Annotated in this window: 24 protein-coding genes and 1 pseudogene; 9 read left to right on the top strand and 16 right to left on the bottom strand. The window is 71.6% G+C overall.

The features are described 5' to 3' along the window. Positions 1 to 12 precede the first annotated feature (12 nt). Complete coding sequence (locus J5Y04_RS14130; RefSeq protein ID WP_209412334.1) at positions 13 to 207, top strand: hypothetical protein; 195 nt, start codon at positions 13 to 15, stop codon at positions 205 to 207. A 180-nt stretch (positions 208 to 387) separates the two neighbouring features. Here J5Y04_RS14130 and J5Y04_RS14125 read toward each other — a convergent pair whose 3' ends face one another. From J5Y04_RS14125 to J5Y04_RS14110, 4 genes are all read right to left on the bottom strand, one after another. Continuing rightward, positions 388 to 786: a DUF2267 domain-containing protein gene (locus tag J5Y04_RS14125; protein WP_209412333.1), complete on the bottom strand. Its 399-nt coding sequence runs from the start codon at positions 784 to 786 to the stop codon at positions 388 to 390. Between the two features lie 59 nt (positions 787 to 845). Next, positions 846 to 1250: a DUF2267 domain-containing protein gene (locus J5Y04_RS14120; protein ID WP_209412332.1), complete on the bottom strand. Its 405-nt coding sequence runs from the start codon at positions 1248 to 1250 to the stop codon at positions 846 to 848. A gap of 49 nt (positions 1251 to 1299) precedes the next feature. Beyond that, positions 1300 to 1593 (bottom strand): STAS domain-containing protein, encoded by a 294-nt coding sequence (locus tag J5Y04_RS14115; RefSeq protein ID WP_209412331.1) that lies wholly within the window; start codon positions 1591 to 1593, stop codon positions 1300 to 1302. Positions 1594 to 1716: 123 nt separating this feature from the next. Beyond that, positions 1717 to 2151, bottom strand: a complete 435-nt coding sequence (locus tag J5Y04_RS14110) for an Hsp20/alpha crystallin family protein (RefSeq protein WP_209412330.1) — start codon at positions 2149 to 2151, stop codon at positions 1717 to 1719. Between the two features lie 114 nt (positions 2152 to 2265). On the opposite strand from J5Y04_RS14110, the gene J5Y04_RS14105 reads away from it, so the two are divergent. Together J5Y04_RS14105 and J5Y04_RS14100 are read left to right on the top strand one after the other, a co-directional pair. Next, positions 2266 to 2958, top strand: a complete 693-nt coding sequence (locus tag J5Y04_RS14105) for a hypothetical protein (protein WP_209412329.1) — start codon at positions 2266 to 2268, stop codon at positions 2956 to 2958. Continuing rightward, positions 2933 to 3292, top strand: a complete 360-nt coding sequence (locus J5Y04_RS14100; RefSeq protein WP_209412328.1) for a hypothetical protein — start codon at positions 2933 to 2935, stop codon at positions 3290 to 3292. The genes J5Y04_RS14105 and J5Y04_RS14100 overlap by 26 nt, the downstream gene beginning before the upstream one ends. A 252-nt stretch (positions 3293 to 3544) precedes the next feature. Here the strand turns inward: J5Y04_RS14100 and J5Y04_RS14095 are convergent, their stop codons facing one another. The 5 genes from J5Y04_RS14095 to J5Y04_RS14075 all read right to left on the bottom strand — a co-directional run bounded on the left by J5Y04_RS14095 (position 3545) and on the right by J5Y04_RS14075 (position 6048). Beyond that, positions 3545 to 4144: an alkaline shock response membrane anchor protein AmaP gene (locus J5Y04_RS14095; RefSeq protein ID WP_209412327.1), complete on the bottom strand. Its 600-nt coding sequence runs from the start codon at positions 4142 to 4144 to the stop codon at positions 3545 to 3547. Between the two features lie 49 nt (positions 4145 to 4193). Continuing rightward, entirely contained in the window at positions 4194 to 4853 is a 660-nt protein-coding gene (locus tag J5Y04_RS14090) for a DUF6286 domain-containing protein (RefSeq protein WP_209412326.1), read from the bottom strand. A 92-nt stretch (positions 4854 to 4945) separates the two neighbouring features. Continuing rightward, positions 4946 to 5305, bottom strand: a complete 360-nt coding sequence (locus J5Y04_RS14085) for an Asp23/Gls24 family envelope stress response protein (RefSeq protein WP_209412325.1) — start codon at positions 5303 to 5305, stop codon at positions 4946 to 4948. Next, positions 5302 to 5487 carry a hypothetical protein gene (locus J5Y04_RS14080; RefSeq protein WP_209412324.1) on the bottom strand — a complete coding sequence of 62 codons (186 nt, stop codon included), beginning with the start codon at positions 5485 to 5487 and terminating at the stop codon, positions 5302 to 5304. The genes J5Y04_RS14085 and J5Y04_RS14080 overlap by 4 nt, the downstream gene beginning before the upstream one ends. A 90-nt stretch (positions 5488 to 5577) precedes the next feature. Further along, a complete protein-coding gene (locus J5Y04_RS14075; protein ID WP_209412323.1) occupies positions 5578 to 6048 on the bottom strand; it encodes an Asp23/Gls24 family envelope stress response protein in 471 nt (156 codons plus the stop codon). Positions 6049 to 6200: 152 nt separating this feature from the next. On the opposite strand from J5Y04_RS14075, the gene J5Y04_RS14070 reads away from it, so the two are divergent. The 3 genes from J5Y04_RS14070 (at position 6201) to J5Y04_RS14060 (ending at position 7894) form a co-directional block, all read left to right on the top strand. Continuing rightward, positions 6201 to 6878 (top strand): RNA polymerase sigma factor, encoded by a 678-nt coding sequence (locus tag J5Y04_RS14070; RefSeq protein ID WP_209412322.1) that lies wholly within the window; start codon positions 6201 to 6203, stop codon positions 6876 to 6878. 164 nt (positions 6879 to 7042) lie between these two features. Further along, the gene (locus tag J5Y04_RS14065) at positions 7043 to 7603 is read left to right on the top strand and encodes a hypothetical protein (RefSeq protein WP_209412321.1); all 561 of its coding nucleotides are present in this window, start codon (positions 7043 to 7045) and stop codon (positions 7601 to 7603) included. Positions 7604 to 7738: 135 nt separating this feature from the next. Next, positions 7739 to 7894, top strand: coding sequence for a DUF6131 family protein (locus tag J5Y04_RS14060; RefSeq protein WP_209412320.1), 156 nt, complete (start codon positions 7739 to 7741; stop codon positions 7892 to 7894). A gap of 230 nt (positions 7895 to 8124) precedes the next feature. On the opposite strand, the gene J5Y04_RS14055 is transcribed toward J5Y04_RS14060, so the two are convergent. From J5Y04_RS14055 to J5Y04_RS14045, 4 genes and pseudogenes are all read right to left on the bottom strand, one after another. Then, on the bottom strand, positions 8125 to 8268 hold the full coding sequence (locus J5Y04_RS14055) for a hypothetical protein (protein WP_209412319.1): 144 nt from the start codon (positions 8266 to 8268) through the stop codon (positions 8125 to 8127). A gap of 92 nt (positions 8269 to 8360) precedes the next feature. Further along, positions 8361 to 8768 carry a hypothetical protein gene (locus tag J5Y04_RS14050; protein WP_209412318.1) on the bottom strand — a complete coding sequence of 136 codons (408 nt, stop codon included), beginning with the start codon at positions 8766 to 8768 and terminating at the stop codon, positions 8361 to 8363. Between the two features lie 686 nt (positions 8769 to 9454). Further along, on the bottom strand, positions 9455 to 9592 hold the full coding sequence (locus tag J5Y04_RS41730; protein ID WP_307853108.1) for a DUF6131 family protein: 138 nt from the start codon (positions 9590 to 9592) through the stop codon (positions 9455 to 9457). 16 nt (positions 9593 to 9608) lie between these two features. Next, positions 9609 to 10592 (bottom strand): annotated as a pseudogene (locus tag J5Y04_RS14045) (acyl-CoA desaturase); the annotation flags it as partial. A 414-nt stretch (positions 10593 to 11006) separates the two neighbouring features. On the opposite strand from J5Y04_RS14045, the gene J5Y04_RS14040 reads away from it, so the two are divergent. Then, positions 11007 to 11477, top strand: a complete 471-nt coding sequence (locus tag J5Y04_RS14040; RefSeq protein WP_209412317.1) for a hypothetical protein — start codon at positions 11007 to 11009, stop codon at positions 11475 to 11477. A gap of 610 nt (positions 11478 to 12087) precedes the next feature. Here the strand turns inward: J5Y04_RS14040 and J5Y04_RS14035 are convergent. The 3 genes from J5Y04_RS14035 to J5Y04_RS14025 form a co-directional block, all read right to left on the bottom strand. Beyond that, a complete protein-coding gene (locus J5Y04_RS14035) occupies positions 12088 to 12261 on the bottom strand; it encodes a CsbD family protein (RefSeq protein ID WP_209412316.1) in 174 nt (57 codons plus the stop codon). Between the two features lie 179 nt (positions 12262 to 12440). Then, positions 12441 to 13487, bottom strand: coding sequence for an SRPBCC family protein (locus J5Y04_RS14030; protein ID WP_209412315.1), 1047 nt, complete (start codon positions 13485 to 13487; stop codon positions 12441 to 12443). Positions 13488 to 13490: 3 nt separating this feature from the next. After that, positions 13491 to 14390: a histone protein gene (locus J5Y04_RS14025; RefSeq protein WP_209412314.1), complete on the bottom strand. Its 900-nt coding sequence runs from the start codon at positions 14388 to 14390 to the stop codon at positions 13491 to 13493. Between the two features lie 527 nt (positions 14391 to 14917). Between J5Y04_RS14025 and J5Y04_RS14020 the strand changes: the two genes are divergently transcribed. Together J5Y04_RS14020 and J5Y04_RS14015 are read left to right on the top strand one after the other, a co-directional pair. Beyond that, positions 14918 to 15316: a gas vesicle protein gene (locus J5Y04_RS14020; protein WP_209412382.1), complete on the top strand. Its 399-nt coding sequence runs from the start codon at positions 14918 to 14920 to the stop codon at positions 15314 to 15316. 71 nt (positions 15317 to 15387) lie between these two features. Then, positions 15388 to 15825, top strand: coding sequence for a gas vesicle structural protein GvpA (locus J5Y04_RS14015; protein ID WP_209412313.1), 438 nt, complete (start codon positions 15388 to 15390; stop codon positions 15823 to 15825). Position 15826: the final 1 nt, after the last annotated feature.

The following is a 15826-nucleotide window of genomic DNA, read 5'->3' as shown; positions in this document are numbered from 1 at the left end:
CACCCGGCGCCCGTGGCACCGGAGACGGTCCGGGACGAGCAGACGGCCCTGATCGAGGCGATCACCGAGGCCGTGCACGACGGCGACGACCGCACCGTCCGCCGACTGCTGGCCCGCTTCGCCGAACTGGCCACCATCACCGACCTCTACGCCCTGCGCGACGCCCTCGACACCGCCCGCCCATCCGGCAATCGCCGGCAGAGCTGACCCTTGCCGACCAGGCTCGCGGACCTGCGCGGCCAGGCGTTCCGGTCGGTCCTGCGCCTGGCGTCGTGGCCGCTGCGCATGCGCGCTCGCCCCGGCGGCCGGCCCGGGCAACGGAGCGGATGCCCGCCCTGTGGGGGAAGTCCGGCACCGTGCCGATGACGGCCCGTACCCGGTCCCGGGTCACGCCGCGGCGATCAGGTCGGCGCGGCCGAACAGCAGGGCGTAGCCGCGGGGCAGGTCCGCGAGAAGCCGGTCGGTCAGCCGGTCACCGCCCAGGCCGGCGAGGGCGGCCAGGACGGAGGAAGTGTCCCAGCGGGCGCGGCTGAGGCTGGTGTTCAGGGCGTGGGCGACGGCTTCGGTGAAGGCCGGCGCGGCGACCGGCTCGGGCAGCGGGATCTGCGAGGCGAAGACCGCGCGGGCCCGCTCCGGCAGGACTGCGGCGAGGTCGCAGCGTTCCTCACCGGTGAGCTGGCTGCCGAGGACGGCCAGGACGGCATGCAGGACGCGTTCGGCCTCCTCGTCGCAGTTGTAGCGGCCGAGGGTGCGGACCTGCTGGAGAAGGAGGCGGTACCGGGTCATGGCGGGGGCCTTCCGGGGCGGGGCCGGCCGGGCGGGTGCGGCAGGCGGCGCGGACGGGTTCAGGGGCGGTGGCCGGGCTGGGGCCGGCCGAACAGGAGGTCGTAGCCGGGCGGCAGCTGGAGCAGGACACGCTCGGTGAGGTCGTCGCCGGCCGTGTCGGCCACCGTGGACAGGACGGCGCCGATGTCCCACAGGGCCGTGGTCTCGGTGGCGCCCTCGATCCAGGCCGCCGTCGCGCGCACGAAGCGCTCGTGGCTGAGCGGTTCGGCGGCCTGCAAGGGGTTGAGCAGGACCAGGGCCATGGTCTCCGGCAGGCGGGCGGCCAGTTCGGCGCGCACGTCGCCGACCAGGTGGGCACCCAGCAGGGCCAGGACGACCCTGGCGGCCCGCTCGGCCTCCTGTGGGGTGGCGTACTCACCACGTTCCCGGACCTCCTCCAGGAACGCCTCCCATTGAAGAGTCATCGCGGTTCTCCCTCCGTCCCGGCCGGCCCGGTACGTCGCCTGCCGATGGTCAGGGCTCGACGGCCAGACGCCGGTGCAGACCGGTGAGCTTGAGCAGCCGCACCACGCAGCGCCCGGCCCCGCGCAGGACCAAACGCCTGCCGCTGCGGTCGGCCTGGTTGCGGGCCCAAACCAGGGCGCCCAGGCCCGCGCAGTCCATGAACGTCACCTCCGACAGATCCAGCACCACCGCCCGGTGCGACGCGAGCGCGGCAGACAGCGCACGGCGCAGCGAGGGCGCGGCGTGAAGGTCGATCTCGCCGCGCGCCCGCACCACGAAGGGTTCATTGCCCTGGGCGTTCATGGCGTTGCCCCCTGTCCGCGGTCCGGGCGGCCCGAGGAGGGCGGCTGACGGGTGGGGGTGTTCCGGCCGCCCCTTCGAGGGGGGAGAGATCAGGGGCGGCCGGAACGGCATCGGGGGAACGGGTCAGGCCCGGATCTGCTTGCGGTCGCCGCTGTGGCTGATCGCGATCTTGCGGGGCTTGGCCTTCTCGGCGACCGGGATCTTCAGGGTCAGCACGCCGGCGTCGTAGTCGGCGCTGATCCCCTCCGGGTCGAGGGTGTCGGAGAGCATGACCTGGCGGGAGAACACGCCGAGCGGGCGCTCGGACAGCTCCCACTTCACCCCCTCGCCCTCCTGGCGCGGGCGGCGTTCAGCCTTGACGGTCACCATGTTCCGCTCGACGTCGATGTCGATCGCCTCCGGGGCCACCCCCGGCAGGTCGAAGCAGATCACGTACTCGTCACCGGTGCGGTAGGCGTCCAGCGGCATCGGCGTCGGACGCGACCAGGTGCCGGTCGTGTTGAGGAACTGCTGGGTCAGCCGGTCCAGCTCGCGGAACGGGTCAGTGCGCAGCAGCATCGCGAAACACCTCCAGGTGGTTGGGCTATGGGAGCCAGTGCGCTTCACCTGAATCCGTTCTAACATGTCATCCATCCGATGACAAACCCCAATGTCGCCAAAGGAGTGACACCTGTGGGAAAGCGCCCCGACCCGCCCGCCACCGGCAGCGGCCCGCCGACAGGACCGGCGTCCTTCCTCGCCGCCGCCGCCGCGCTCGCCGCCATCGACGACGCCGTCCGCACCGCCCACAACGCCGGGTCCGGCGCGCCGCCCGGTGTCGGTGCGCCGGACGGGGGGCCGGAGCCGGCGCTGGCCGCGCTGGTGCTGCTGCGCGAGCTGCGCACCGAGCTCGCGGGCTGGGAGGCGGGCCTGGTGGAGAACGCCCGCAACGCCGGCGCCACCTGGGCGGAGCTCGCCCAGCCGATGGGCGTCGCCAGCCGCCAGGCCGCCGAGAACCGCTACCTGCGCCTGCGCCCCGACCTCACCTCAGCCGGCACGGAGACCGGCGCGGAGCGGGTCAAAGCGGTGCGCGACCGGCGGGCCGCCGAGCGCGCGGTCGGCGACTGGGCCCGGGACAACGCCGCCGACCTGCGCGTGCTGGCCGCCCAGGTCACCGCCGCGCCCGGCCTGGCCCCCCGGGCCCGGCCCGCGGTGACCGCGCTCACCGCCGCCCTCGGCGCCCCCGACCCGGCCGGCCTGATAGCGCCCCTCGCCGCCATGCGGCCCCACCTCGGCGCCGCCCATCCGGACCTCGCCGCCCGCCTCGACGACCTCACCGACCGCACCGAACGCCTACGCCATGACAGCGACCAACGACGCACCTGACACCCGCACCACGGCCGAGGAGCGCTGGCAGCACATCGAAGACCGGCTCGCCGCCATCGAACGCCGCGTCCGCGAACACAGCACCGCCGCCATCGCCACCATCGACGCCTGCCTGGGCAGACTCGACGCCCTGCGCCACGACCTCGCCCACCGGCCCTGGCCCCCGCAGGCACTCCCCACACCCGCGGACCCTCCGGCCATCCCGCCGCCACCGGGGCAAGCCCCCGCCGAGAGCCCGCCCGCAACGGCCGGCCACCGGCACACGGCGGCCGTCCCGGATCCGCGGCACGGCTCGGCCCGTCAATACGGCACCGCCGTCCGGACCTCGGCGTGACAAGACGGGAACCACCCGCCGAGCCGACGGGACGGACGCCGGGCGGCTGCTCTGCGGGGCCAGTTCCAGCCACCCGGGCGCGGCGCGGCGGGTTCCTGGTCGGGGCGGGTGGTGTCGGTCATCGCGGAGTGCCCCCGGGAGTCGGGAGTGGGGTACGGGCGGCCGTCCCGGCTGCGCGACTCCCGCTCCGAACCCACCGCCCCGTCCCACGCTCCGGCCTGCTCGGAGTTGCCGTGGCCTGGTCGTCGCGGGTCATTCGGCGCGGTGGGGCCGATGGGAGGCGACGCGCAGCGTGGCCCGGGCGGGCAGTTGCTCCCATCCGGTGCTCCGGCAGGCGCGGTGCAGGGTGCCTTCCAGGGCGCGGAGGATGTCCCGGGGGTGGGCGTCCGGATCGAGGGTGAGATCGAAGGTCGCGTGGGGGTGGTCACGATGACCGGTCAGGTTCACGTGCGCTTGGTGGATGCCGGGGAGTCGGGCGGCGTCGGCGGCCATGGCGTCGGCGAGGGCGCTGTCGTGCAGTTCGACGCCGTCGCAGGGCGGGTTGCCGACCGGCAGGCGCCCGGGGTGCCGGTGGCGGAGCTGTGCCAGCAGCCACCACAGGGCGAGGGCGATGAGGATGGCCAGAGCGGCGATGACGGTCGGCCACCACCAGTCCTCGTCCGTCCAGCGGGTGCGGTCTGCGGCCGGCAGGAGGGTGTCGTGCGGGCCGGTGAGGGGCCAGTCGGCGGGCGGATCGAGACTCCAGCGCCGGTAGAGGTCCAGCGCGCCGACAAGCACGAGCAGGCCACCGCCGAGCATGACCAAGCCCGCGAGGGCCAGCAAGGTCCGGTTGAGGACGGAGTGAGAGTTCATCAGATGGTCTCCCATGGCGATGGGGCCGGCGTTCTGTGCGGCTGCACGGTCACGGGCCCCGCCGGCGGGCCCGGACCGTGAGCCGGGGTACCCGGGCCAGGGCGAGGGCGTCGAGCTGTGCTGTCAGTGCTTCGGTGACCTCGGTGCGCACCGTGTCCAGGTCGCGGAAGGCGACCTGGACACGGGCGTTGATCCGGCGCCGGCGCACCCTGATGTCGGCGTGGGAGACGCCCGGCACGCGCAGGGCGGTGTCGCGCAGCAGTCGTGCGGCGCCGTCTCGGTCGAGGGCGGCCTGTGGTGCGTCCGGGTTGTCGGTGGCGGCCATGGGCAGGAGGTGTCGGCGGCCGGGGGTGAGTGCCAGGATGATCAGCAACAGGCCGAGGGCGGCTGCCACTGCCGCGCCGGTGATGACCCACGGGTCGTTGATCGGCCGGGTGGCGAGTTCGTCGGCGAGGGTTTTGCGCCAGGCGGCGGCGGTGTGGCCGGTGCGCACCCGGACGACGTCGAACAGCGTGAACGCGCAGGCTGCCAGGATGACGAGGGCCGCGATCGCGGCGGGAACCCTCCGCTCGGACCACCAGCGCGACGCCGTACGGCCGCGCTCGGTGTGGGCCGCTGGTGTGCCGGCCGGGCTGCTTTCGGGCGGGCCGCCCTGCGCGGTGGCGGATTCGGGGTCGGGGTCGGAGACGGCCGGGTGCTGGTGCGTCATGCCGGCTCTCCTTGAGATCTGGGGCGGTGGGCGGGCGAATGTCCCGGCGGTGTTCCGCGGGAAGGGCTCGGTGATGGGGTGTGCGCTGCGTGTCAGTGGACGCGGCCGGCGCTGCCGGCGCTGCCCTCGGGAAGGAGGCGGCGGATCGCGAGCGCGACCTCGGTGACCTCGAGTCCGGTCAGACGGCCCACGCGCCGGGTCACCTGGCGCTGTAGCTCGCGGGCGGCTGCGGCGAGGTCGATCGGGTAGGGCAGCTCGACGGCCAGCCGGATGCGGGCGAAGCTGCCGTGGACGTGCGCCGACGCGTCGGGGGTCGACGGTGCGGGCCGCGTGGGGCGGTGCGGCTGCGCGGCGAGGGCCTCCCGGCCGGCCCGCGCGGCGATCCTGGCCACCACGCGGTCCGGGATGACAGTGGCGCCGCGCTCGCGCGCCGTAACGGGTTGCGGGGTCATCGGCGCCGATCCTCGGATCGGGGCCGTGGCCAGTCCCTGATGTCCTCGCCGTCCAGGAGGCGCCCGACGACGAGGCCGACCACGCCGAGGACCAGGACCAGGAGGAAGGCCCAGAAGCCTCCGAAGTATCCGGCGAATCCCAGTGCCATTCCCGCCAGCAGACCGAGTGCGGCTGTGCTCATCTCACTTGCTCCTTGTTCGGTGTCGCCCGGCTCTGCCCGGTCACCCTGCTACGTCCCGGCAACGGCGGTGCGGGGCCGGGCGGCTGCGGGTCAGGCAACGCGGCTCTCGGTGTCGTCGTCCTCGTCGGGAAGGTGGACGTCGTCGACGGCGATGTTCACCTCCACGACCTCCAGGCCGGTCAGGCGTTCCACTGCCGAGATGACACTGACGCGCACGTCGCCCGCCAGGTCGGTGATGGGGACGCCGTACTCGACGACGACGACGAGGTCTACGGCAGCCTGGCGCTCGCCCACCTCGACCTTCACGCCGCCCCTGACGCTCGCCCGTCCCCCACCCGGAACGCGTTCACGTACCGCGCCTATGGTGCGGGACATCCCGGCTCCCAGGGCGTGGATACCGGGAACGTCCCGTGCGGCGGTGCCCACGATCTTCTCCACAACGCTGTCCGCGATGGTCGTCTTCCCCCGCTCCTCGGGCACCCGGTCCGCGCCGCTGGGACCTTGTGGGCCGTCCTCCGGGCGTCCGTCACCCTGCGGGAAACTGCTGGACGTGTCCGTCATGGCACGCCTCCTTGAACTCGCCCCGGTGCGAGCCCAGCCGGGCCCGCTGAACTGTTGGACGCTGCCCGTACGAAATCCTCACGCCCTCGGCATAACTGCCTGGATAACGGACAGGCGCGAGAGGCATACAGCATCGGCGACCGGACGCCATCATGAGCACAGCGCAGACCCACACCACAGCCGGCTTCCGCGAGCGGCCTCCCCTTCCGCACGCCCGACAAGACCGCCTGGCCGCGCCTTGGCGCCTGCCATCCCGGTCCACCGCAACCCGCCTGGTCCGCACCACCCCGGTCAGCGATCAGCTCCTCGCGGTCCGCGCAGCGGAGGGCGACGACTACGCCTTCGCCGTCCTGGTCGGCCGCCACAGCGCCGTCCTCCTCACCCTCGCCCGTCACCTGACCGGAAACCGGCAGGACGCCGAGGACATGGTCCAGGAGTCCCTCCTCAGCGCGTGGAGGCGACTACCGGAATTCCGGGGCGATGCCGCGTTCCGCACCTGGCTCTACCGCATCGTCACCAACCGCTGCCTCAGCCTCCTGCGCAGCCGTCCCCCGCCCCCCGCGCCCCTTGACGTCCAGCCCGAACCCGCGGCCTTCCCCACGCTCGGAGCCCCAGAGCAGGTGGCCGAGGCTCACGCCGCGGCACGCGCACTCGCCCGCGCGCTGGCCGGCATCGACCCCGGCCAGCGGGCCTGCTGGATCCTGCGCGAACTGCACGACATGCACTACGGCGAGATCGCACGAACCCTCGGCATCAGCGAACAGACCGTACGCGGCAGGCTGTCCCGCGCACGCCGATCCCTGGCGGAGGCGATGGGCTCATGGCGCTAGAACCCCGCCCGCCCCGGACACCGACACGGCCCGGCACCGATCGGACCACGGACAGTCCCGACGAGCCCGACGACGCCCGAAGGCAACGCCTCCTGCATCAGGCCACCGAGGCCCTACGCGCCCAGGGACCCGACAGCCGGAACACGGCCCTGGCAGAGCGGGTCATGCGCGCGGTACGGGCCGAACACCGACGAGGACGACGGCTTTCCCGTGACGACCCCGCCCACGGACCCCACATCGACGAGAACACCGCCGCCAGAACACTGCGCCGCGCCGCCGACAACGCCGGCACCGCCCGGGCCGGAAGCTGCCGCCTCACACCCGCCCCCGACGGCAGAACCATCCACGCCACCATGACCCTCACCGCCGACCCGTCCCACCCGCTGCTCCCCCAGGCCGACCAGGTCCGCCAGTCCGTCCTGTACAACGCACAACACACCCTGGGACTCGCCGTCACACGCGTCGACATCACCATCGACGACCTCCACACCCCGACGACGCCCCCCAGCCCCGACCGCGATGCCACGTGCCACGTGCCACGTGCCACGACAGAAAGTAACGAGTCCGGACCCTGGACCGGTCCTCGACTCGGCCTCGTCACCGCCCTGGCCACCTACGACGGCGCCGCCGGACTCGGAAGCGGCCTCGACATCCCCCTCACCGGCCTCACCACCACCTCACCCCACACCCCTGACCACCGCCGACACCGGACACGGGATTGCTAGCGCCGGCGGCGGGACCGGAACGGCACCGCACGCAATTCCTCAGAGACACCGGCGGAACACAGGAAAGGCGAAGCATCACCTCCGCATCTACGGAGAACCCACATCGGCAGGGGGGAACGCACAACGGAGGTCATCGTGATCATCCTGGGAGTCATCCTCCTCCTCATCGGATTCCTCACCAGCATTTCCATCCTGTGGACCATCGGCATCGTCCTGGTCGTCATCGGCCTGATCCTCTGGATCCTGGGCGCCGTCGGCCACCAGGTCGGCAGCCGCCGCCACTACTACTGAGACGCACCCAAGGCGCACCCAGCCCCGGCGGCACGGTCGCGAGTCCGCACAGCGGGTTCCGACCGTGCCGCCGGGGCGCTCAGGTCCAATCCCTCCGGACCGGCGTGGCGGGGCAGCGGTTCGGCTTGCGGCAGGGCCCCCGTCCCGCCGTTGGCAACCACCCACCGTGGGCGCGTCGCCGCCAACGGCAAGTATGACGGGCAGCAGAGCGGGGCGGGGGCGCCTGTGCGTCACCCCAGGAGCGCGTCGGCGGCCTTCTTGAGCGAGCCCGGGTGCTCGGGCCGGTGGGGTGCCGTCGCGCGGACCTCCAGCATGCGGGCCCCGATCTCCTGAGGCTCCTTACGGCCCAGGGCGTCGCGCACTGCGACGTTCACACGATGCGCTCGTCCGGCACCTGCTCCTGCACGGTGGCCTTGAAACTCCGCTTTCGACCCGTTGAACGTGCCGCAGGGGATGCACTCTTCGCCTACGCCTTCTTGGCTGGAGGGGCCAGCTTCCTGGCCGGGGCCTTCTTCGCCGACCTGCGTTCGGGCTCCTCCGGCTCCTCCTCCTGCTCCTTCTGCTTGCCGATATTGAGCGTGCGCTCGTGCAGGGAGTCGGCGAACTCGCCGACGCGTCGGTTGGCCTCAGCGACCAATGCCTTCTTGCCCGTCTCCAGGAACTCCCCCTTGACCTGCTCGCTGAGCTCGGCGACCTGAGGGACCTCACCCAGCTTCCGGAGCCCTTCGGTGGCGAGCTGCCGCGGGTCGAGTCCAAACCGCCTTCCGGCGATGTACGTCGCGACGGCGAACGCCAGCCGCCCCTTCTTCGCACGTCCGAGTACATATCCGCCGGCGACCGCGACGCCCAGAGCGACCTTGGTGGTGATGTTCATGAAGTCATCCCTTCGGGCCGTCCCCCTTCCCGATCCACCGCGCCAGGGGGAGGCACATACGGCAATGCGGGGACCAAGGCCGCGCGCCGGGCACAGGCGACGCGGCCGGAGAGCCCGATCCAGCTCAGCGCACGCCGCCGGGCGGGCCCTTGCACGTCCGGCAGGGGCTCCGCCAAGCGCAGCAGGGGCCGACGCGGATCGATCGTCGTGATGGCGTGGGTCTCACCGCGTCGTGCGGCGGCTCCGTGCTGAGCGCACACCGAGGAACACCACGTCGGCGATGAGAAGGAGGACACCGATGGCAAGCAGGTACAGCATCCCGTGCACCGCGACACCCACGATGCCCAGCACGATCGCCACGATGACGACTGAAAGGAAGAGAACCATCACTCGCCTCCTTGTCCAGACGGCCCGGGTGAACCACGGTGGCATACCCAGTCTGTACCCCGCCCGGGCCGTACTGCGCCGTCGCAGCACGGCCCGCGTGCGGCCCCTCCCCGGCCGGGAGGGAAAGAAGCAGAAGGAGGCGGAGACCGGTCCGGGATCCGGAGGGTGTCCCGCCCGCCGCGCACTACTGGCCGGCGTTGTCCGGGTGGATGCGCTGCGCGGTGGTCCGGCCCGGGCGAGGCTCGGAGCCCGCAATGCGGGCTCCGAGCCGGTCGGTGGATAGCAGAGAGCAGCCGGGTCTACCAGTAGTGGCGGCGGCCGGCGACCTCGTGGCCGAGCGAGCCCATGATCAGCAGGGTGGCGCCGATGAGGGCCAGGACGATGCCGACGGTCCACAGGAAGGAGACTCCCGTGACGAGCCCGATGGCGAGGAGGATGACTCCAGCGGCAAGGCCGCCGACGGCCTGCGACGCGGTCGGGGACCGGCCAGCGCACGTTGTGCACCCAGCCGAGGCGTTCGGCCAGGCGGATGACGGTGGCGGTGGGATCGATCTGGTGGCGGTCGACGCCGTGGCGGGCGCAGGTGGGATCGGCGTGGTGCAGGTTGTGCCAGCTCTCGCCGAAGGAGAGCAGGGCCAGCGGCCACAGGTTGGTGACCCGGTCGTGGCGGCGGGTGCGGAAGGGACGCCGGCCGATCATGTGGCAGAGGGAGTTGACGCTCCACGTGACGTGCTGCAGCAGGGCGACGCGGACGAGCCCGGCCCACACCAGGGCGGTGAGCGCGGCGTGCCAGGTGCCGCCGACCGCCCAGCCCGCGCCGACGGGAACGGCGAGGGAGAGCAGGCACAGCGCGGGGAAGGCGCGTGAGACGGCCCGTAGGTCGGGGTCGGCCCGCAGGTCGGGCGCGTAGCGTTCCGGTGGTGTCGCGTCGGCGGTGAACAGCCAGCCGACGTGGGCGTGCACCAGGCCGCGGAGTTCACCGACGAGGCTGGTGCCGAAGCGGAACGGTGAGTGGCGGTCTCCGGGCCGGTCGGTGAAGGCGTGATGACGGCGGTGAGTGGCGACCCAGCCGATCACATCGCCCTGGAAGCTCATCGACCCGGCGACCGCCATCGCGATCTTCATCGGGCGGCTCGGGGTGAAGCTGTGGTGCGTGAGGCCGCGATGGAAACCGACCGTCACACCCAGACCCGTGAACGTGTAGAGGACGACGGCCAAGATCACGTCCGCCGGCCCGATGAGGCTTCCCCACAGCAGCCATCCGGCCAGCACCATCGCGAGGAAGGGACACGCGACGACCACCGCCGTCAGCGCGAGCTGCCAGGTCGGTACCTGCTCGCCGACCGCAGTGGTGTCGTCCGGGAACGGCGAGGTGCCGTCGTAAGCGCACGCCGGAGATGCAGGCGCTCGTCTGGTGTTCTGCCCCGAGACGGCCATCCCCGGCTCCTTCGCCGTGTCGTGAGCGGCGCGGCCGGGGTCTGGGGCAGCAGGTGCGTCGGCTTCCCGGAATTCCTCGTTCGAGGGGTTCGCCGCCTGAGGCGGTTCACGAGCACACGGAGGTCGAGGGACTCCATGGTGACGCCGTGGAGGGGATGCCTGCCCCCGCACGTCGCCGCGACTCGGCCATCGGCAGGGCGGATGATTGAGCGGGGCCGTCGGGGATAAACGCCCGACGGGCTGTCCGGTGTCGCGGCAGTCGTCGGCACCAGCACCGCACAGGCGTTGGTACCCGCCGTCGGCGGACCCGGACCGCACCACGCCTCCGGCATCCGGGCAGACGCCCCCTCCGATCCCAAAGATGACCGCCCGTGTGAAGACCGACATCGCAAACATCCAGGAAAGGGTCCACCCATGACGGACACACCTGACGCCGACCGCTCCTCGAACGCGGGTGACGGACTGCGCGAGAGCATTCAGCACGCCCGGCAGCGACTCGGGCAGAGCATTGAGGAGATCACGTCCAAGATCGAGGGTGAGACCCAGGTCCAGGTGAGGGCGGCACAGGTCAAGAACCGCCTGCACAGTACGACGGCGGGCGCCACCGCCCACGCGCGTGACAAAGCCACCCAGGCAACGCATTCGGGCCAGGCCGCGGTGTCCCATGCCAAGGAGCATCTGGCGCACACGGCGGCAGCCGTTGCCCACACCGTTCAGGAAAAAACTCCGGAGCCGCTGCGGGAAGCCGCCGTACGGACCGGCCAGGTCTCCCGTAAGTCGCTGACCTTGGTCCTGGTAGGGGCGGGGGCGGCCGCATGCGTCTTGGCCGTGGTTGTCCACCGGCGGCGCGCGCGGACGGCGCCTACCCGATCCCGGGTCTGCTGAACCGCGCCCCCGCCGGCGTTCCGGACGACAGCCTTCGGCGGACGGCCCGGGCGCCCGCTCATCCGGCTCGTCCGGCTCGTCCGGCTCATCCGGCTCGTCCGGCCGGGGGGACCCTCGTCCGGCCGGGGGGACCGGGGCACCGTTGCCGCCGCGTCGACTTGCCGACCTGCTTCACAACCCCCGTCGCGGCCCGTTCGCGACCGGGGGCTGCCCGGGCGGGAGTCCCCGGCGCTCAGCCGTCACGCGGCGGTCCAGGGGCTCGCTGACTCGCTGACCAGTCGGCGGGCGGCGACGCCGGCGCGGGGGCCGACGAAAGTTCAGCGGGCGATTCCCAAAGCGACCGGGCGTCAAAACCGCCACCGGGCAACCGGGGAGCAGGACGACGAGAACGACGAGGGCTCCAAGGGCCGTACGTCAGAAGGCAGTCCGCGCGGCTCTTCGGTACACCGCCCTCCGCCCAGAGTCGAGCCAGTCCGCGGGCCGGGGCAAGTGGCAACGGGTGGAATGCTGACGGGTGCGGTGCGGTGCAGAAGCGGCCACCCGCGCTCGATCGGCGACCTGGCGTGAACACGCGCCGAATACGCGGGCGGCCGGCCCTCCCCAGGCACTGCTAGGGCTTCAGGGCGTCCTTCATCTTCTGTCCGGCCTGAGCAGCGTTGCCCTTGACCTGCTCGGCCTTGCCCTTCACGACAAGGGACTCGTTGCCGACGGCCTTTCCCGTGGCCTCCTTGACCTTGCCCTTGGCCGTCTCCGCGGTGTGTTTGGCCTTCTTTCCCGCGCTCATCCTGTCCTCGTTCCTCTGGGGGTCGATCACTAGCTTCGCGCTTGCCCCATTTATGTCTCTTCACACCTCTTTGGGCGGGCCTAGCGGAAGCCGGATGGGCCGAAGCGCAGTGTGGGCAGCACTCCTCCGATGGCCTTGAGCGCGGCTGGGTGGGGATCAACGGCTCGGAGTCACGACGCTCACTCCTCGTCTTCCTCCTCGTAGCGTGCTTCGTCGTCCTCGTCCTCCTCGTCGTCGGCGCCGCCCCGGTCGCCCTCCTCCTCGTCCTCGGCCTCCTCCCCGTCCTCGTATTCGTCCTCCGCTCCCTCGTCGTACTCCCCGTCCTCAAATTCCTCTTCGTCGTACTGCTCCTCGGGCTCACCCTCGTCCTCGTACTCCTCCGCTTCCTGGTCTTCCTGGTCGTTCTCGGCGGCTTCCTCCTCCATGGCCTCCTCGTGGGTTCGCACGACCTCGCCGTCGCGAATTTCGCCACGCCAGCCCTCGGCCTCGTCGTTGGTGAGGGAAACGTGCCGCTGGAAGTTCTTGAAGTCCAGGCGCAGACGGCGGCCCTGGGCGCGCCAGATGTTCCCGGTCTTCTCGAAGAATCCCGCGGGGAAGTACTCGACCACCAGAACGATGCGCGTCAGGTTCGGAGTGATCTCATGGAAGCTGACGGCCCCACGGGTGCTGCCCTTGGCGCCCTGTGAGGTCCACACGATGCGCTCGTCGGGGATCTGCTCCTGGACGGTCGCCTTGTAGCTGCGCTTCGAGGGCCCGACCTTGACCTTCCAGTCGGTGGTCACCTCGTCGCCCTGTGAGATGTCCTGCACGCCCTTGGCGAAGCCCGCGAAGTCCTCGTACTGGGTCCAGTGGTCGTAGACCGTCCGCACCGGCACGCCAACGTCGAGTGTCTCGACGATGTTCATGACCTTCTTGCCGGCCTTCCGGCCGGCCTTGCCGCCACCGAACGCTCCCTTGACCTTCTCGACGACGTTGTCCTTCATGCTCTTCGCCTTTTCGGCGAGGAACGCCTTCACCGGTGAGTCGCCCTGCAGGACGCGTGCGCCCACTTTGGGCATCACACCGCCGTTCTCGGCCACTTCTCCCAGCTGGCTCGTGACATCGGCGACCTTGTCACCGGCCTTTCCGACCAGGTTCTCCAACTGGGCGCCGAGGTAGTGGACGAGCTCCTCCTTCAGCCGGTCGACGCCCGATTGCTCAGGCGCCTCCTGTTCCGTCCTGGCCATGACCTACCTCCGACGGGTGGACCGCGTGGATGTCTTGGCAGCGGCCTTCTTCGCCGCGGTCTTCTTCGCGGGCGCGGCCGTCTTCTTGCCCGGGGCCTTGGCGGCGGCCGTCTTGGACGGAGTCGAGCGGGTCGACGAGCGCTTGGCGGGCGGAGCCGACTTCGCGGGGGCCTTCTTCGCTGCGGGGGCCTTCTTCGCTGCCGGGGCCGTCTTCTTCGCCGGGGCAGCGGCCTTCTTGGCGGGCTTGCGCACGGGTGCGGACTTCGACGCCGACTTCGGGGCCGTCCGCGAGGAACGTGAGCGCGGCCGTTCTTCGGTTTCGGCAGCTCCCCGGGAGCGCGATGCGCGCTTGCGGCGTGGTGGCGCCTTCTCGGCTTCGCCCTCGTCCTCGGGCTCCTCCTCGGGCTCCTCCTCGGGCTCCTCCTCGGGCTCCTCCTCGGGCTCCTCCAGTTCCTCCTCTTCCGGTTCCTGCTCCTCCTCCGGTTCTTCCTCCTCGTCGTACGGTTCCTCCTCCGGCTCCGCCTCGTCGTACGACTCCTCCTCCGGCTCCTCCTCGTCGTACGGCTCCTCCTCCGCCTCCGCCTCCTTCGGCTTGCCCACGTTCAGCGTGCGCTCCCGCAGGGAGTCCGCGAGGTCCCCAATGCGACGGTTGGCCGCCGCTGCCACCGCTTGCTTGCCGACGTTGAGCAATTCGCCCCGGACCTGCTCGTTCAGCTCGGCGACTTGCGGCACCTCGCCGAGGCGCCGCAGCCCCTCGGTGGCGAGCTCCCGCGGATCGAGCCCGAACCGCCTCCCTGCGATGTACGTCGCGACGGCGAATGCGAGCCGCCCCTTCTTCGCGCGGCCGAGCACGTACCCGCCGGCGACCGCCGCCGCAAGAGCGACTTTGGTGGTGTCCTTCATGGGGTCGTCCTTTCCGGCACTCGCTCGCTCCGTGCACCGGTGCGACGCGAGCGACCTGCGCCCCGCCCCTCGTCCTGCCCGGGGGTGCTGGGCGGCCGTGCATCGACGGGACCGCGCGTACGGGGGGCGGCTCATGTTGGCGGCGCCGATGGGCACTGCTCGGCACCCGCCCGGGTCGTGAAGCACCAGGCGGTCGAGAACGCGGCCCTGTGCCTTTGCCAGTACTCCGTACTTCCAGTCTGGCCAGAGCCGCAGGCATGCGCCATGTGGGCAGTGGCCGTTTCCGTCAGGGAGACCGGGCCTGCGTCGGCCGTTTCCGTCAGGGACACCGGCCTGCGTCGGCCGACCAAGCCGTCGCGGTTCTCGCCCACAGCGTGCGGGGCCGGGGTCGCGGACCACCACCGCCACAGGCCGGGCGGGAACGGCTGTCACCGGAATCCATGAGGAATGCCGTCTATCATGGAATAGCTGCCGGCGGCCCCACACCGGCACCTCGCAGCGCGTCGCCTCCGATCCCGGAGAAGAAGATGGCCCCAGACAAGAGGGAGGACGGCGTCAGGCCTAGAAGGCCTGCCCGCGCGGCTCCGACCTCTGCGCGCCCCAGCGGCGCCGGGACCCGGCGGGCGGCGAGCGAGGATCAGGACACGGTACGCCGCCCTCGGCGCCGGGTCTCCGCGGCGCAGGCGATGCGCGCCGCCGCCGAGCAACTCGCGGAACTCCTGGGGCGTGTACCCGAGTCCGTGTCGGCGCTCAAGCCCTCCGAGGACGGGTGGCGGGCTGACGTGGAGGTGGTGGAACTGGAACGCATCCCGGAGACGACCAGCGTGATGGCCAGCTACCGAGTGTCGCTCGACGAGGAGGGCGAACTGCTGGCGTACGAGCGGATCCGCCGGTACACCCGCGGACAGATCGACCGCCGTACCTGAGAGCCCGCCACCCGCGACGGAGCGGAATCATCCGCTCCCACCGCGACGGCAGGCCGGCGAAGGGAGGCACCGTGACTGTGGTGCCACAAAGCTCAGCAGGTGTTTCCCGCAGCGGGAACACCGGGAACCTCTACGACATCCTCGAACTGATCCTCGACCGCGGGCTGGTCATCGACGTCTTCGTCCGGGTCTCCCTGGTCGGCATCGAGATCCTCAAGATTGATATCCGGATCGTCGTCGCAAGCGTGGACACCTACCTCCGGTTCGCCGAGGCGTGCAACCGCCTGGATCTGGAATCCGGGCGCAAGGCGCCGGCACAGCTCCCCGACATCGTTGGGAAAGTGACCGAGGGCGGAGCGCACGGCAAGAGCAAGGGGGCGATCAGCGGCGCGGTCGAAGCCGTCACCGACTCCCTCCACCTGGGGCGCGACAAGGACGAGGAGGAAGAGGAAGCCGAACCGAAGCGCGCGAGGCCCACCCGCCGACCCACCAGGCGACGGGAGGAATGAC

Source organism: Kitasatospora sp. RG8 (assembly GCF_017813315.1).
GTDB lineage: Bacteria > Actinomycetota > Actinomycetes > Streptomycetales > Streptomycetaceae > Kitasatospora.
Note: the sequence above shows the minus strand (reverse complement) of the source record. Positions and strands in the feature narration are given on the sequence as shown.

Coding starts and splice junctions, on each gene's coding strand:
- J5Y04_RS14125 (WP_209412333.1), bottom strand. CDS start 786: ATGACCCGGTACCGCCTCCTTCTCCAGCAGGTCCGCACCCTCGGCCGC.
- J5Y04_RS14120 (WP_209412332.1), bottom strand. CDS start 1,250: ATGACTCTTCAATGGGAGGCGTTCCTGGAGGAGGTCCGGGAACGTGGT.
- J5Y04_RS14115 (WP_209412331.1), bottom strand. CDS start 1,593: ATGAACGCCCAGGGCAATGAACCCTTCGTGGTGCGGGCGCGCGGCGAG.
- J5Y04_RS14110 (WP_209412330.1), bottom strand. CDS start 2,151: ATGCTGCTGCGCACTGACCCGTTCCGCGAGCTGGACCGGCTGACCCAG.
- J5Y04_RS14100 (WP_209412328.1), top strand. CDS start 2,933: ATGACAGCGACCAACGACGCACCTGACACCCGCACCACGGCCGAGGAG.
- J5Y04_RS14095 (WP_209412327.1), bottom strand. CDS start 4,144: ATGAACTCTCACTCCGTCCTCAACCGGACCTTGCTGGCCCTCGCGGGC.
- J5Y04_RS14090 (WP_209412326.1), bottom strand. CDS start 4,853: ATGACGCACCAGCACCCGGCCGTCTCCGACCCCGACCCCGAATCCGCC.
- J5Y04_RS14085 (WP_209412325.1), bottom strand. CDS start 5,305: ATGACCCCGCAACCCGTTACGGCGCGCGAGCGCGGCGCCACTGTCATC.
- J5Y04_RS14080 (WP_209412324.1), bottom strand. CDS start 5,487: ATGAGCACAGCCGCACTCGGTCTGCTGGCGGGAATGGCACTGGGATTC.
- J5Y04_RS14075 (WP_209412323.1), bottom strand. CDS start 6,048: ATGACGGACACGTCCAGCAGTTTCCCGCAGGGTGACGGACGCCCGGAG.
- J5Y04_RS14070 (WP_209412322.1), top strand. CDS start 6,201: ATGAGCACAGCGCAGACCCACACCACAGCCGGCTTCCGCGAGCGGCCT.
- J5Y04_RS14065 (WP_209412321.1), top strand. CDS start 7,043: ATGCGCGCGGTACGGGCCGAACACCGACGAGGACGACGGCTTTCCCGT.
- J5Y04_RS14050 (WP_209412318.1), bottom strand. CDS start 8,768: ATGAACATCACCACCAAGGTCGCTCTGGGCGTCGCGGTCGCCGGCGGA.
- J5Y04_RS14040 (WP_209412317.1), top strand. CDS start 11,007: ATGACGGACACACCTGACGCCGACCGCTCCTCGAACGCGGGTGACGGA.
- J5Y04_RS14035 (WP_209412316.1), bottom strand. CDS start 12,261: ATGAGCGCGGGAAAGAAGGCCAAACACACCGCGGAGACGGCCAAGGGC.
- J5Y04_RS14030 (WP_209412315.1), bottom strand. CDS start 13,487: ATGGCCAGGACGGAACAGGAGGCGCCTGAGCAATCGGGCGTCGACCGG.
- J5Y04_RS14025 (WP_209412314.1), bottom strand. CDS start 14,390: ATGAAGGACACCACCAAAGTCGCTCTTGCGGCGGCGGTCGCCGGCGGG.
- J5Y04_RS14020 (WP_209412382.1), top strand. CDS start 14,918: ATGGCCCCAGACAAGAGGGAGGACGGCGTCAGGCCTAGAAGGCCTGCC.